Raw genomic sequence first — 15,792 nt, 5'->3', positions numbered from 1 at the left:
AGGAAAAAACAAATGGCTTGGATTCAAATTCGCCTAAATAGTACCAATGAAAAAGCAGAACAAATGAGTGATTTTTTAGAAGAAATCGGCTCCGTTTCTGTGACTTTTATGGATAGTCAAGATACACCGATTTTTGAGCCTTTGCCTGGTGAAACTCGTTTATGGGGCAACACCGATGTTATTGCGTTATTTGATGCAGAAACAGATATGGCAGAAATCGTCCGTTTATTAAAAGAAGCGAAACACTTAGATAGCAATACCGCATACAAAATTGAACAAATAGAAGATAAAGACTGGGAGCGCGAGTGGATGGATAACTTCCACCCAATGCAATTTGGTAAGCGTTTATGGATTTGTCCAAGTTGGCGTGATGTGCCTGATGAAAATGCCGTCAATGTGATGCTTGACCCAGGTTTAGCGTTTGGTACAGGTACTCATCCTACAACCGCACTATGTTTAGAATGGCTAGATGGCCTAGATTTAAAAGATAAAACCGTCATCGATTTTGGTTGTGGTTCAGGCATTTTAGCTATTGCCGCATTAAAACTTGGTGCGAAAAGTGCGGTGGGAATTGATATCGATCCACAAGCAATTCTAGCCAGTCGCAATAATGCCGAGCAAAATGGCGTTGCAGATCGTCTACAACTGTTCTTATCTGATGAAAAACCCTCTGATTTAAAAGCTGATGTCGTGGTGGCAAATATTCTTGCTGGCCCTCTCAAAGAACTTTACCCAATCATTAGTCAACTAGTTAAACCGAATGGCGATCTTGGTTTATCGGGCATTTTAGAAATTCAAGCGCAATCGGTATGCGATGCCTATACGCAAACATTTGCGTTAGAGCCAGTCGCGGTCAGAGAAGAATGGTGTCGAATTACGGGTAAGCAAAAAACGCTTTAATTTCTTTTTGTCAATCAAAAAAAGTGTATTTTTTAAACAAATTTTACTTTGCAAAGTAAGGCAAAATGCGTATTATAGCCAGCCTTGTCGGTCGTCGACCAGTTCGACACTAATTAGATTTAGGCTTGCTAGGAAGGTAACGTAAAATGCGAATCGGTTCATACCAATTAAAAAATCGTGTTTTACTTGCACCAATGGCAGGCATTACCGACCAGCCTTTCCGTCGTCTTTGTGCATATTATGGTGCTGGGCTCACATTTTCAGAAATGATGTCCACAAATCCTCAAGTTTGGCATACCGAAAAATCCAAATTGCGTTTAGCACATAGCGAAGATGTAGGTCTCAATGCCGTGCAAATTGCAGGTAGTGACCCACTCGAGATGGCGCAAGCCGCTGCTATCAATGTGGAATATGGTGCTCAAATCATTGACATTAATATGGGGTGCCCCGCCAAAAAAGTAAATCGCAAACTTGCAGGCTCTGCATTGTTGCAATTTCCAGATTTGGTGGAAAAAATCTTGCGAGAAGTAGTGTCCGCCGTCAATGTGCCGGTGACCTTAAAAATTCGTACAGGCTGGGATAAATCTAATCGAAACTGCGTTCAAATCGGCAAAATTGCAGAACAATGTGGCATACAAGCATTAACGGTGCATGGTCGTACGCGCGCTTGTCTTTTTGAAGGCGAAGCGGAATATGACAACATCAAAGCTGTTAAACAAGCGATTGCCATACCGGTTATAGCCAATGGTGATATTGATTCTGCTCGGAAAGCAAAATTCGTTCTCGATTATACTGGAGCGGATGCCATTATGATCGGTCGTGCTGCGCTAGGTAACCCTTGGCTATTTCAAGCTGTGGAAAACCTAATTGAGCATGATTCGATAAGCCAAATGCCAAGTTTAAGCGAAAAGTGCGGTCAAATTTTGCGCCATATTCAAGAATTACATCAATTCTATGGCGAACAAAAAGGCTATCGCATTGCGCGTAAACATGTGGCTTGGTATTTACAGGGAATTCAACCTGATTCCGTTTTTAAACAGACTTTTAATGCAATTAGTGATCCAAAAGGGCAACTCATTGTATTAGAAGATTTTTTCAATTTAATTTTGGATAAAGAAAAATGTTAGAACAACAACGTAGTCCTGCTGATGCTTTAACAGTATCAGTATTAAATGCGCAATCACAAGTGACCAACAAACCATTACGCGATTCAGTAAAACAAGCATTGCGTAATTATTTAGCGCAATTAGATGGTCAAGATGTGAATGATCTTTACGAATTAGTATTAGCGGAAGTTGAACACCCGATGTTAGATATGATTATGCAATATACTCGTGGTAATCAAACCCGTGCAGCAAATATGCTTGGTATCAACCGCGGTACATTACGTAAAAAACTAAAAAAATACGGTATGGGCTAAATTGACCTCATTTTAACCCTAAAAAGGAAGCTAACGCTTCCTTTTTTAGTTGAAATGTATTGAAAGAATTTTAAGAATTATTATTTAACGTTTCTTCAGATTCCTCAATCAATATTCCTGCAGTTTCATCATTTAATGCTTGAGCATCGACATGAGGTTTAATGAATGGTTTTGGCATCCAATATTTTTTTAAGATTTCATTAGAAAAACCATGTAGAACTTCCTCGTTTAGACGTTCTTGATCTAATGCTCTAACTTCTTTAATAACTTCATCAGCCTCAATCTTATCAATACCAAGTTTCATTAATGTTGCTTGGCTAAGTGCAATGGCGGATTCAAAAGTTTCACGTACAATAAAATCCACATCTTGCTTAATTAGGCTCACCGTCGTTTTTCTATCATAAGTGCGGGTTAAAATCGGCAAGTTTGGATAAGCCCCTTTAAGTTGGCTCACAATCGTTTCAATGCGATCTGTATCATTAATACCAATCACCACACATTTAGCTTTTTCAATTCCCGCGGCGTAAAGTACATCCAAACGAATACCATCACCATAATAGACTTTAAAACCAAATTTTGCCGCAGCACGGATATTTTCTATATTACGATCAATCACTGAAACGCTGATGCCACGGATTAATAATGTTTGACATACGATCTGGCTAAAACGCCCAAAACCAATTACAAGCACGTTATCTTCTAAATCATCAATAGGGGACAAATCGCTCGTATCTGGTTGATTCGCTGATTTTCTCTCTCCACATTGCGCTAATTTACGCGTAATTTGTGTAATAAATGGAGAAAACAACATGGAAATAATTACCGCCGCAGTAAAAGTGGCATTTTCATGGTTGCTCATTACGCCTGCTGTTGTTGCGGCAGAGAAAAGTACGAAAGCAAATTCACCACCGTGCGCCAAGAGTGACATTCTTCCCACTGCTTCCCTATGTTCTAAGCGAGTAATTCGAGCAACGACATACACAGAAAGTCCTTTGCCAATAATATAAAGAAATACAATTCCGAGTAGTAATAACCAGTGATTAAACACTAACCTCAAATCCAATGACATGCCCACACCCATAAAAAACAGGCCAAGCAATAGACCACGAAATGGCTCGATATCCGCTTCTAATTGATGGCGGAACGAAGATTCTGACAGCATGACTCCCGCTACAAACGCCCCCATTGCCATTGAAAGTCCACCTATTTCCATGGCTAATGCTGCGCCAAGTACAACTAATAAAGCCGCCGCTGTCATCATCTCGCGAATATGTGCTTTAGAAATTAATCGGAATAACGGATTCATTAGCCATTTGCCCGCAACAATCAAGCCGATTACCGCCCCTAATGCGATGCCGATTGACATCCAATCGGTATGGGTGCTTTCTTCAGAATGAGGCGCAAGAAACGCCACTGATGCCAATAATGGCACAATAGCAATATCTTCAAAAATTAAAGTCGAAATAATTCGCTGACCTTTAGATGTGCTGGTAATGCAACGCTCTTCTAGAGTTTGCATCACAATGGCGGTTGAAGAAAGTGTAAATCCCATGCCGGCTATAAATGCAACTTCTTTCGGTAAATCAAGTAAATAAATCCCCGCAAAAGTAAGCAATACACCACAACCCCCAACTTGCAACAAGCCCCGACCAAAAATTGCTTTTTTCATAGACCAAAGCCGTTCAGGGTGCATTTCAAGCCCAATAATGAACAAGAACATCACGACACCCAATTCAGCCAAATGCACGACTGAAGCCGGTTCTTGAATAACACCGAACACTGAAGGACCAATCATACAGCCCGCCACTAAATACCCTAGCACACTACCAAGCCCTAGGCGTTTAAATAACGGTACAATAGTCACGCTCGACGCAAGCAAAATTACGGTTTTAATCAGATCTGAATCGGCAAGATGGGACATTAATAGCTCCAATGATGAAATGGAATATAATTGTATTCTAACTAGTTTCCTTTAAATAAAAAAGTGAGCATATCTCATATTATGCTCACTTTAGAAATGGATAAACCTAAGTTCAATTAATTAACTCAGAATGTCTTTTCAAACAACATATTCACATTCTTCTGTGTATAAGAATACATTTCTGGGATATTGCTATCTTGTTTACGCCAGCTTAATTGGAGTTTTGGTGTAATTCCCCAAATATGCCAGTCTCGTTTCCATAGGGATAAATTTATGCCGTAAATTTTATCTTCTCGACGTTTTCCAAAAGAAAACAAATTGAGATTACCAAGTTTGGCAATATCTTTAAATTCACGTTTCATTATGGATAAGCCGAGACGTGAGGAAATGCCCCAATTCCATTCTTGTCCCCAACCTAAACGTAAGCTTTTACTGTCTGAACCATATTGACGAACCTTCGTTCTTTCTGCCATAAAATCAGAACCGAGGTAGAAAAACTGTTTCGGTGTTCTTGCCCACAGTAAGGTTGCGGAAATCAATTTGTTATTACCGTTTTGTGATGTACTGTCTAAATAACGTTGTTTTGAAAATTCTCCCGCCGTAAAAAGTTGCCAGTTTGGACTTAACCAGCGAGAAAATTCCACCCTTGCCCCATTAGACCAACGGTAACTTTCGCCGCCATACCAACGTTTTTCATAAAAGGGTTTAATACGGAAATTTTGCTTTGCGGTTTTATGTGCATAGCCAACAAAAGTGCGGTTGGAAATATCATCAAATTTATGATTATCCCAGTAGCTCTTTCCCCCAAACTCATTGCCCACCGTGAGGTAATTAGAGCTCCATAAATTGAAATCTCTCGAAATATCGAGTGAATACGCCAAACCGTGTGCTGTTTGTGGCATCATCGATTCGGAACGTGTTAAGGTGCCACCATTATTTAATGCGACCGTTTTACCCTCGCCGACATTGTTGACATTGGTATCACGTACATAATTAAAAGAAAAGTCCACATTCCAGCTATCACGTTCTTTTAAAGCCTCTAAATAAGCATCAATTAAACGCTTAACTTGAGGCGGTAAATCCTCTGCGGTTTGTGCTTTTTCAAATTGGTCTTTAGCAGCACCGTCTTGTTTTTGATTGAATAAAGCGATAGCCAGTTCAATTCGTACAGGGTTTAAATTTGGATTTTTGGCTAAAATTTCGCGATATTTATCAATAGCTACAGTATAGTTTTCCGTTATCGCAGCCAATTTTCCTTCCGCAAAGCGTTCCATAATCGGGTCACGATTTGGAAAAGTGCGGTAAATTTCCAGCAATTTTTTTATCATTTCTGGATTGCGTGCGTAAATGGCACGGCTTAATAATTCGTGGGTTAAAGCGGGGTTTTGTTTAAGTTGCTCAAGGGTAATTTGAATTTGTTCGACTTGCTCTGTGCCTAAGGGCGGTAAATTTTGTTCGCGTTTTTCAAGTTTGGCGACATTAATTTGTGGTTCAAGTTCGGTTTTAATTGGTGTTTGACGAATATCTAGTGCCGTTGTTTCTGCTAAAGCAAGAGCGGGGAAAAGTGCAGTAAAAAAGAGAGCAATACTTTTCATAAAATGAGTAACTTTAAGTAAATATTTATAAACAAACAATAAGTTGAAAAATGGCGGACAAAAATCCGCCAAATATTGTTTTATAACGATTATTTAGGTTGAGGTTGTTTGGTTGCATCAAAAAAGGCTTCATAGCCAAAAAGATATTTTATTGCACCATCTTTGCCTGCAACGGTTGGATACATACCAGAATCTGGATCAAAAATATAGTTCACACGTCCAACTATGTCGCTACCATCTTTTGAAATAGTAGCAGAATAACTACCTGTAGCCTCATCCCCAAAATCTACATGACCATTATTCACTTTATTTTCTGTAATCTCTTTTTCTCCCAACGTAACTCTACCTACGGTTGTACTATCGATAGTTCCCGACATTTTAAATTTATCAGAAGAATTTTTTTGAACATTAAGTGTAACATCACCGTCTTCACCTGTCGTCGTTCGTGCGTAGCGTTCCTCGTCAGAGTTACTAAGCTTAACTTTTGCAAATACTTTACCGTTATAAGTTGCATTAACTAAATCGCTAGATTTACCAGCTACTACAGGTTGAGAAAACAGCGTTTTAAGATCATCGTATGAAGATGCTGCTGGTTTAGCTGCTGCTTCTGCTTTAGCTGCTTCTTCTGCTTTAGCTGCTTCTGCTTTAGCTGCTTCTGCTTTAGCTGCTTCTGCTTTAGCTGCTTCTGCTTTAGCTGCTTCTGCTTTAGCTGCTTCTTCTGCTTTAGCTGCTTCTGCTTTAGCTGCTTCTGCTTTAGCTGCTTCTGCTTTAGCCGCTTCTTCTGCTTTAGCTGCTTCTGCTTTAGCTGCTTCTGCTTTAGCTGCTTCTGCTTTAGCTGCTTCTTCTGCTTTAGCTGCTTCTGCTTTAGCTGCTTCTGCTTTAGCTGCTTCTTCTGCTTTAGCTGCTTCTTCTGCTTTAGCTGCTTCTTCTGCTTTAGCTGCTTCTGCTTTAGCTGCTTCTGCTTTAGCTGCTTCTGCTTTAGCTGCTTCTGCTTTAGCCGCTTCTTCTGCTTTAGCTGCTTCTGCTTTAGCTGCTTCTGCTTTAGCTGCTTCTGCTTTAGCTGCTTCTTCTGCTTTAGCTGCTTCTGCTTTAGCTGCTTCTGCTTTAGCTGCTTCTGCTTTAGCTGCTTCTTCTGCTTTAGCTGCTTCTGCTTTAGCTGCTTCTGCTTTAGCTGCTTCTGGTTGAACTGGTGTTGGACGAGCATCTCCAGAATTTGAAGTAGATTTACAAGCAGTCAAACTTAGTGCAATACACATCGCTAATGCGGTTGTTTTTAACGTTGGTTTCATAACTTTTCCTTTAATATAAAGATATAGACTAACGCTTTCATTGAAATCATACTGACTACATGATGCCTCATTAACAATGAATTCCAATAAAAACGCCCAGTATGATAAATAAAAAAAACAAAAAAATAAATGAAAACTATTAACATTTGTTGATTCTAAATACAATTTTCTAAATAAACGGCGTGTACAGTCATTCCATGTATTTTCATGATAGAATGCTGCTTAAAATTTTTTTCACCGCACTTTTTAAGTATGTCGTTACAATTCAATATAATCGCCTTGTTATTGGTGATTTTAATTATTCTCGGGTTACTCAGTCACAACAGCGCAATTACCATTTCTGCTGCTGTATTACTTATCATGCAGCAAACTTTTTTATCTTCACACATTCCTTTGCTCGAAAAATATGGCGTTAAAATTGGTATCATTATTTTAACCATTGGGGTTTTAAGCCCCTTAGTTTCAGGAAAAATTCAGTTGCCTGATTTATCAGATTTTCTTCGTTGGAAAATGGCACTTTCCATTTCTGTTGGTGTGCTTGTGGCATGGCTTGCCGGCAAAGGTGTTCCTTTAATGGGCGAACAACCGATTTTAGTCACTGGCTTGCTTATCGGCACAATTATTGGTGTAGCATTTTTAGGTGGAATCCCTGTCGGCCCACTTATTGCTGCAGGTATATTAGCTTTACTTTTAGGGAAAATTTAAATGAAAAACAAATACCTTACTCTTGCTGCTTTAAGCGGTTTCTTCTGTGTCGCACTAGGCGCATTTGCAGCTCATGGCTTAAGCCATATATTAGAAGCCAAAGCATTATCATGGATTGATACGGGTTTAAAATATCAAATGTTCCATACCATTGCAGTACTTGCCGTTGCATTATCTGCTTTAAGTGACAACAAATTCGCCCGATTATCCATGTCTTCTTGGTTAATTGGAACCTTATTATTTAGCGGAAGTTTATACGCACTCGCTTTCGGAGCAAGCAATGCAATAGTGTGGATTACGCCTATTGGCGGAACTTTATTTTTAATCGGATGGATTAGCTTAGCTTACGGAAGTTTCAAAAATAAATCGCTATGAAAAACAGATCGGCAAAACACGCATTAACTCCTTTACAACAATCTCTTTTTTCTCAATTACATGACATCATGTTGGTAGATCAACGTCGCTTATCCGCCCGCATTCATGGTATTGGAAAAATTAAAAGCCAAGAGGCTCAACAAGCCGTTGCAGATGAAATCCAACAGCAAATTGAACAAACAAGATTACGTGTAGAACAACGGAAAAGTGCGGTTAAAAAACCGATTGTTTTTCCAGAAAGCTTGCCCGTTAGCCAACGCAAAGCAGAAATTCAAAAACTGCTTTCTGAGCATCAGGTCATCGTGGTGGCTGGTGAAACGGGATCGGGAAAAACAACTCAATTGCCAAAAATGTGTTTGGAATTAGGTTTCGGCGATCTGGGTATGATTGGTCATACTCAGCCTCGTCGTATTGCTGCTCGTTCGGTTGCAGCGCGTATTGCTGAGGAGTTGAAAACGGAACTTGGCGGTTTAGTTGGTTATAAGGTTCGTTTTAACGATCAAATCAGTGATGATACGCAAATCAAGTTGATGACCGATGGGATCCTGCTAGCAGAAATTCAAAACGATCGTTTCCTCAACCAATATTCTTGTTTGATTATCGATGAAGCCCACGAACGCAGCCTAAACAACGATTTTATTCTCGGTTATCTGAAACAGCTTTTACCACGTCGTCGTGATTTAAAACTCATCATCACTTCTGCAACCATTGATGTGGAACGCTTTTCTAAACATTTCAACAATGCCCCGATTATCGAAGTCTCGGGCAGAACCTATCCCGTTGAAGTACGCTATCGTCCCGTAGTGGAAGAAGAAGATCAAGATCAGCTACAAGGCATTCTTAATGCAGTGGATGAACTGCAAGCAGAAGGTCGGGGCGATATCTTGATCTTTCTGAACGGTGAGCGTGAAATTCGCGATACGGCTGAAGCTTTACAAAAACAAAATCTAAAACACACGGAAATTCTACCGCTCTTTGCACGCTTGTCTGCGCAAGAACAAAATAAAATTTTCCATCCGAGCGGATTAAATCGCATCGTGTTGGCGACCAACGTCGCAGAAACTTCATTGACTGTGCCAGGCATTAAATATGTGATTGACCCAGGTACTGCGCGAATTTCCCGTTATAGCTATCGCACCAAAGTACAACGTTTACCGATTGAACCTATTTCACAGGCATCTGCTAATCAGCGTAAAGGTCGTTGTGGTCGTGTGAGTGAAGGGATTTGTATTCGTTTATATTCGGAAGAGGATTTTAATTCTCGTCCAGAGTTTACCGATCCTGAAATTTTACGCACCAATTTAGCCTCCGTTATTTTGCAAATGACAGCATTGGGTTTGGATGATATTGAAGCGTTCCCATTTGTTGATGCACCGGATAAACGCCATATTCAAGATGGGATAAAACTGTTGGAAGAATTGGGCGCGTTTGAAATCGTTCGCACCAAAGCGGGCGAGAAGCGTCAATTAACGGCTGCAGGTCGTCAATTAGCTCAACTCCCAGTGGATCCACGCTTGGCGATAATGTTGTTGAGTGCTGTCTCACAAGGTGCGTTGCATGAAGTGATGATTATTGTCGCTGCATTGTCTATTCAAGATCCGCGTGAACGCCCACAAGAAAAACAGCAAGCTTCCGATGAAAAACATCGTCGTTTTGCCGATAAAAAATCAGATTTCTTGGCTTTCCTCAATCTTTGGCATTATCTACAAGAACAACAAAAAGAATTGAGTAAAAACCAATTCCGTCGTCAATGCCAAAAGGATTTCTTAAATTATTTACGTATTCGTGAATGGCAAGATATTTATCATCAAATTCGTTTAACCGTCCGTGAAATGGGCTTGCCGATTAATTCCGAAAAAGCAGAATATCAGCAAATTCATACCGCACTTTTAAGTGGCTTGCTTTCTCATATCGGTTTAAAAGAAGCGGAGAAACAACAATATCTTGGCGCACGTAATGCCCATTTTGCAATTTTCCCCAATTCTGTACTTTTCAAAAAACAACCGAAATGGGTGATGGCGGCAGAGTTAGTGGAAACCTCCAAACTTTGGGGGCGTATGGTAGCGGAAATCGAGCCAGAATGGATTGAGCCACTAGCCGAGCATCTAATTAAAAAATCCTATTCTGAACCGCGTTGGTCTAAATCTCGTGGGGCGGTGATTGCCGATGAGAAAGTCACGCTTTACGGAGTGCCGATTGTAGCAGCGCGACCAGTGAATTACGGTACTATTGATCCAACGGTAAGCCGTGAGATCTTTATTCAATCTGCCTTAGTAGAAGGGGATTGGAATACCAAACATAAATTCTTCAAAGAAAATCAACGACTCGTTCGAGAAGTGGAAGAGTTGGAACACAAAAGTCGCCGCCGTGATATTTTGGTGGATGATCGCACGCTTTTTGAATTTTACGATCAGCGTATTGGCACGGAAGTGGTTTCCCAAAAACATTTTGATACCTGGTGGAAAAAGGCGCAGCAAAAAGATCCAGAATTGCTTAATTTTGAACGTTCATTCTTGATTAATGATGATGCGGAACAAGTGAGCAAGCTCGATTTCCCGAATTTCTGGCATCAAGGCAATTTAAAACTCAAATTAACTTATCAATTTGAACCGGGTACCGATGCGGACGGCGTGACCGTGCATATTTCGTTGCCATTGCTCAACCAAGTGGAAATGACCGGCTTTGACTGGCAAATTCCAGGCTTGCGTGAAGAATTGGTGATTGCGTTGATTAAATCGCTGCCGAAATCTTATCGCCGTAACTTCGTGCCTGCACCTAATTATGCTCAAGCTTTTTTAAGTCGAGCCGTGCCGTTGGAAAAACCGTTATTAGATACGCTGATTTATGAATTGCGTCGTATGACGGGCGTCACCGTAGAAGCGGAACATTGGAATTGGAAACAAATCCCAAGCCATTTGAAAATGACGTTCCGTGTGGTGGATGAAAACGGCAAAAAAATTGCCGAATCCATGAATTTGGATGAGCTGAAATTCAATTTAAAAGATCGTGTGCAGGAAAGTATTTCTGCTGTGGCAGATGATGGTATTGAACAAAGCGGACTGCATATTTGGAGTTTTGCAGATTTACCACAATGTTACGAACAAAAACAACGTGGTTTCAGCGTCAAAGCGTTCCCAGCCATTGTAGATGAAAAAGATGCCGTAGGTATTAAACTATTTGAAACAGAATTTGAGCAAGCGGTGGCGATGCAACAAGGTTTGCGCCGCTTGTTGTTGCTCAATGTGCCGTCACCGATTAAATATCTGCATGAAAAATTGCCGAATAAAGCCAAATTGGGGCTGTATTTTACCCCGTTCGGTCGTGTATTGGATTTGATTGACGACTGTATTGCTTGTGCGGTGGATAAACTGATTGCTGATTTTGGCGGGTTTGTATGGGATGAAGCAGGCTTTGAAAAATTACGAGATTTCGTGCGAGAAAACCTTAACGAAGTGACCGTGGATATTGCGCAGAAAGTGGAACAAATCCTATCCCTTAACCATGCCTTAAACCAACGTTTAAAAGGCAAAATGGATTTCACCATGGCCTTTGCCTTTTCTGATATTAAGGCACAACTAAGCGGGCTGATTTATCCAGGTTTTGTGCAAAAGAGCGGTTATGATCGCCTACCGGATTTATTCCGCTATCTGCAAGCCGTTGATAAACGTATCGATAAACTGGCTCAAGATGTGAATCGTGATCGTGCGGCTATGCTACGCGTAGAACAAGTACAACAAGCTTACCAACAATTGCTCGCTAAACTGCCGAAATCTAAACCGATCTCTGATGAAGTGGCGGAGATTCGTTATATGATTGAGGAACTACGCGTGAGCTTATTTGCGCAGCAGTTGGGAACGAAATATCAGGTATCTGATAAGCGGGTTTTGAATTTGATTGTAAAGTGATAGAAGATCTTCGTAGAAATACAATAAAATAGTTTCTAAAAGTCATTTATTTATTCCTGAAATTGTATAAATTTTAATTTGATATTTAGAATATAGACAGGGGGCTTAGAGCTTTGCTAGACTAAAAAAAGTCTAAGGATATCATACTAAAAAGGGTGAGTAATGTATAAAAAATTTAATTTAAATTTAGATGTATTAAGAAAAATTAAATCTTCTTATGATAGAGATTGGATAGATTTAGTTTGTATTGGACGTTCAGACTTTGAGAGTCGTCAAAAATTAGTGGAATGTGATTTAAATAAATTTGCTAATCCTGATGGTTCCTTGCAGGCTGAGGAGATTATAAATAGCTGGTTCCCATCTATAGATGCGGATATATTTGTATCTCATTCTCATAAAGATGAAGAACTCGTGCTTGGATTAGCGGGGTGGCTAAAGAAAAATTTTGGACTTACTACATTCATCGATTCTGTAGTTTGGGGATATTCAGATACTTTATTAAAAGTAATTGATGATAATTATTGCCAAAATGAAGACCATAGTGCGTATGATTATAAAAAGAGAAATCGTTCAACTAGTCATGTGCATATGATGTTATCCACAGCATTGATGCATATGATTGATCGATGTGAAATGTTTCTTTTTATAAAAACACAGAATTCATTTAAGCCTTTAGAATACTTTAATTCTAGTGGGGAAACAGAATCCCCATGGATATATTCCGAATTATCTTTAGTAGATAAACTTAGAGAAAATGAACCAAAACGTATTCAGGAAATAACTGAAGCTAGAAATTTAGATTTTTCAATGGAGAGTTTAAAAATAAAATACCCAGTCGATGATTTTGGTTTTATTCCTTTAACATTTGATAATTTGATTGAATGGAAAAGTATAGGAGTTGAATCGTATAAGTCTAGAAATTTAGATAAATTATATAATATGATTAAAGGTTAAAATATCATGAATGAATATAAAATAGCTCATTTGGAAATGATTCAAGGGGTAATTAATCGTATGGGAAATAATTCTTTCATAATTAAAGGTTGGGCAGTTACATTAGTATCAGGGCTGTTTGCGGTGTCTATTGAAAATTATAAGATTGCATTTATATCCTTAGTGCCTATATTTTTATTTTGGTGGTTAGACACATTCTTTCTATATCAAGAGAGATTGTTTAGAGAATTATATAAAGATATAATTTTAAAAGATGATTCAAATTTTAAATTTTCGATGGAAGTTAGTGGTTATTATTCTAATATAGACTCATTTTGTAAAACATTATTTAGTAAAACACTTTGCTACTTTTATGGAAGTATATTGTTAATTGCAATTATTTTTATTATTTATTTAAATCCTATTTTTGAGCATATAAATATATTTTTTCTTGATAATTTTTATCTTTGTATTAAAACTAATTAGAATTTCTCCAAGATAGCGCAAGCGTCCACGCTTGTGCTTATTTGGTCCAAGCGAGGACGCTTGAACCGTCGTTCTGTTTTTAAAAAGTGCGGTCATTTGTTCAAACGTTTTTTAACCTCAAAAACACGTTCAAAATCTACCGCACTTTTTCTTATCGAAACTCCACATAAATCTTCTTTCCTAATCCTTCTGCAATACGTTGTAAAAAGGCAAGTGACGGGTTGTGGTTACCTGACTCAATACGGTTAATAGCACTTTGGTCGATGCCGTTTTTTCTGCTAAACCTTTTTGGGTGATTTGCTACTCTTGGCGTAATTTAATGATTTAACGAATAAATTTAATACGTGACAGAAAAATTACGAGTCAGTTTATTTGCTCAACAGCTAAGAACAAAATATCAAATATAAAAGAATAGCAAATATTATTAGTCAATATTAATGATAATAATACTCAAAATTAAGGCGGTATAAACCGCCTTAATTTATTCCAAATAACATATACCTCTTTGTAAGTATTTTGAGAAATAAAGTTGATCAATCTCACATTTTTTAGTTATACGAGTGGAAAAACTTTTTTCTTTTGGTATCTTACGCGCGAATGAAACTATATACCTACGTTTCATGTGGATATTAAGAATAATTCTCAACTTTCTACTTAACCTAACCTTTTTATTACAACAAATGGAGTGATTATCGTGAACGCATTCAAAAAAAGCCTTATTGTGGCAGCGTCTTTCGCGAGTTTAAGCTTATTTAACTCAGCGGTAGCTGATATGGTTTATAAGCCATTAGAACAACCTGTTGAACCAGTAAAACCAGATTTGAAAATTGAATCTGTAAATGAAAAATTTGCAGAAAAATATCCAAATCAATATAACAGCTGGCGTTCAACTGCAAACGGCAACGGCGAAAAAATTATTTATGCTGATGAAGAAAATCCACGCTTAATCGTTCTTTGGGGCGGTTATGCATTTGCAAAAGAATATAACGCGCCACGCGGCCACTTTTATGCAGTCACTGATGTTCGTAACATTCTACGAACAGGTGCGCCAAAAACAGCAAATGATGGTCCACAACCAATGGCATGTTGGACATGTAAAGGTCCTGATGTTCCACGTTTAATCGCGGAATGGGGCGAAAAAGATTATTTCAATGCGAAATGGGCAAAAGGCGGTCCAGAAATCGTGAACACAATCGGTTGTGCTGACTGTCACGATACTACCTCTAAAGATTTTGCAGAAGGCAAACCAGCATTACGTATTGCTCGTCCACACGTATTACGCGCGCTTGATGCTTTAGAAAAAGCAACTGCTGAAAAAGATAAAGCAGAAGGTCGCCCACATAACAATTTAAGCTTCAATACTGCTGCTCGTACTGAAAAACGCGCTGAAGTTTGTGCAAACTGTCACGTTGAATATTACTTCGCAGGCGATATCAAACAAGTCACCTTCCCTTGGGATAAAGGTCAAACCGTTGATGATATTGAAAAATATTACGATGAAATCGGCTTCAGCGACTGGACTCATAGTCTTTCTAAAGCGCCAATGTTAAAAGCGCAACATCCTGATTTTGAAATTTGGTCTTTAGGTATGCACGGTAAAAACGGTGTAACTTGTGTAGACTGTCACATGCCAAAAGTACAAGGTAAAGACGGTAAAGTTTATACTGATCACCAAATCCAAAATCCATTCGATGCATTTGACCGCACTTGTGCAAACTGTCACGATCAAAGCAAAGAAAAATTACGCGATATCGTCACTTCACGTAAAAAAGAAGTGAAAGATGTAATGGGTCGTTTAGAAGAGCAAGTTGTTAAAGCTCACTTTGAAGCGAAAGCAGCTTGGGATGCAGGTGCAACTAAAGAAGAAATGGAAGCGGCATTAATGGATATTCGTCATGCTCAATGGCGTTGGGATTATGCTGCAGCCAGCCACGGCGGCCATATGCACGCACCTGAAGTAATGCTTCGTGTATTAGGATCTGGCTTAGATAAAGCGGCTGATGCTCGTACTAAACTTGCAGCTATCTTAACTAAACACGGTGTGAAAACTCCAGTTCAAATCCCAGATATTTCAACAGCTGATAAAGCGTGGAAAGTAATGGGTATTGATATTGAAAAAGAACGCAAAGCTAAAGAAGAATTCTTAAAAACTGTGGTACCACAATGGGAACAACAAGCTAAAGAAAAAGGCTTATTAGTTGATCCACCAGCACAAAAATAAATGAAAAATCCACCGCACTTTTAAGTGCAAACTGGAAAGTGC

13 protein-coding genes are annotated in these 15,792 nt (G+C 39.0%); 9 read left to right on the top strand and 4 right to left on the bottom strand.

Features of this window, described 5'->3' with window-relative positions:
- Window positions 1–12: 12 nt before the first annotated feature.
- From prmA to fis, 3 genes are all read left to right on the top strand, one after another.
- The gene (prmA, locus tag AC6H22_RS00270; RefSeq protein ID WP_118817315.1) at window positions 13–900 is read left to right on the top strand and encodes a 50S ribosomal protein L11 methyltransferase; all 888 of its coding nucleotides are present in this window, start codon (window positions 13–15) and stop codon (window positions 898–900) included.
- Window positions 901–1,046: 146 nt separating this feature from the next.
- Window positions 1,047–2,027, top strand: coding sequence for a tRNA dihydrouridine synthase DusB (gene dusB, locus AC6H22_RS00265; RefSeq protein WP_118817316.1), 981 nt, complete (start codon window positions 1,047–1,049; stop codon window positions 2,025–2,027).
- Complete coding sequence (gene fis / locus AC6H22_RS00260; RefSeq protein ID WP_005646807.1) at window positions 2,021–2,320, top strand: DNA-binding transcriptional regulator Fis; 300 nt, start codon at window positions 2,021–2,023, stop codon at window positions 2,318–2,320. Before dusB ends, fis begins: the two co-directional genes overlap by 7 nt.
- 70 nt (window positions 2,321–2,390) lie before the next feature.
- Here fis and AC6H22_RS00255 read toward each other — a convergent pair whose 3' ends face one another.
- The 3 genes from AC6H22_RS00255 to AC6H22_RS00245 all read right to left on the bottom strand — a co-directional run bounded on the left by AC6H22_RS00255 (window position 2,391) and on the right by AC6H22_RS00245 (window position 7,125).
- Window positions 2,391–4,241: a monovalent cation:proton antiporter-2 (CPA2) family protein gene (locus AC6H22_RS00255; protein WP_497515148.1), complete on the bottom strand. Its 1,851-nt coding sequence runs from the start codon at window positions 4,239–4,241 to the stop codon at window positions 2,391–2,393.
- Between the two features lie 125 nt (window positions 4,242–4,366).
- Window positions 4,367–5,836 (bottom strand): surface lipoprotein assembly modifier, encoded by a 1,470-nt coding sequence (locus AC6H22_RS00250; protein ID WP_497515147.1) that lies wholly within the window; start codon window positions 5,834–5,836, stop codon window positions 4,367–4,369.
- Window positions 5,837–5,925: 89 nt separating this feature from the next.
- Window positions 5,926–7,125, bottom strand: coding sequence for a hypothetical protein (locus AC6H22_RS00245; RefSeq protein ID WP_497515146.1), 1,200 nt, complete (start codon window positions 7,123–7,125; stop codon window positions 5,926–5,928).
- A 252-nt stretch (window positions 7,126–7,377) separates the two neighbouring features.
- Here AC6H22_RS00245 and AC6H22_RS00240 point away from each other — a divergent pair, with 252 nt between their 5' ends.
- From AC6H22_RS00240 to AC6H22_RS00220, 5 genes are all read left to right on the top strand, one after another.
- Complete coding sequence (locus tag AC6H22_RS00240) at window positions 7,378–7,830, top strand: DUF441 domain-containing protein (protein WP_223893781.1); 453 nt, start codon at window positions 7,378–7,380, stop codon at window positions 7,828–7,830.
- The gene (locus AC6H22_RS00235; RefSeq protein WP_114891115.1) at window positions 7,831–8,205 is read left to right on the top strand and encodes a DUF423 domain-containing protein; all 375 of its coding nucleotides are present in this window, start codon (window positions 7,831–7,833) and stop codon (window positions 8,203–8,205) included.
- Window positions 8,202–12,110, top strand: coding sequence for an ATP-dependent RNA helicase HrpA (gene hrpA / locus AC6H22_RS00230; RefSeq protein ID WP_497515144.1), 3,909 nt, complete (start codon window positions 8,202–8,204; stop codon window positions 12,108–12,110). Before AC6H22_RS00235 ends, hrpA begins: the two co-directional genes overlap by 4 nt.
- Before the next feature lie 162 nt (window positions 12,111–12,272).
- Entirely contained in the window at window positions 12,273–13,064 is a 792-nt protein-coding gene (locus AC6H22_RS00225) for a toll/interleukin-1 receptor domain-containing protein (RefSeq protein ID WP_052748868.1), read from the top strand.
- A gap of 6 nt (window positions 13,065–13,070) precedes the next feature.
- A complete protein-coding gene (locus AC6H22_RS00220; RefSeq protein WP_046952617.1) occupies window positions 13,071–13,529 on the top strand; it encodes a hypothetical protein in 459 nt (152 codons plus the stop codon).
- A gap of 151 nt (window positions 13,530–13,680) precedes the next feature.
- Here the strand turns inward: AC6H22_RS00220 and AC6H22_RS00215 are convergent, their stop codons facing one another.
- The gene (locus tag AC6H22_RS00215; protein WP_080948071.1) at window positions 13,681–13,845 is read right to left on the bottom strand and encodes a helix-turn-helix domain-containing protein; all 165 of its coding nucleotides are present in this window, start codon (window positions 13,843–13,845) and stop codon (window positions 13,681–13,683) included.
- A 378-nt stretch (window positions 13,846–14,223) separates the two neighbouring features.
- Between AC6H22_RS00215 and nrfA the strand changes: the two genes are divergently transcribed.
- Entirely contained in the window at window positions 14,224–15,750 is a 1,527-nt protein-coding gene (gene nrfA / locus AC6H22_RS00210; protein WP_046952616.1) for an ammonia-forming nitrite reductase cytochrome c552 subunit, read from the top strand.
- Window positions 15,751–15,792 lie beyond the last annotated feature (42 nt).

This window comes from Haemophilus sp. THUN1690 (assembly GCF_059704375.1).
This window is presented reverse-complemented; position numbering and strand designations above follow the sequence as displayed.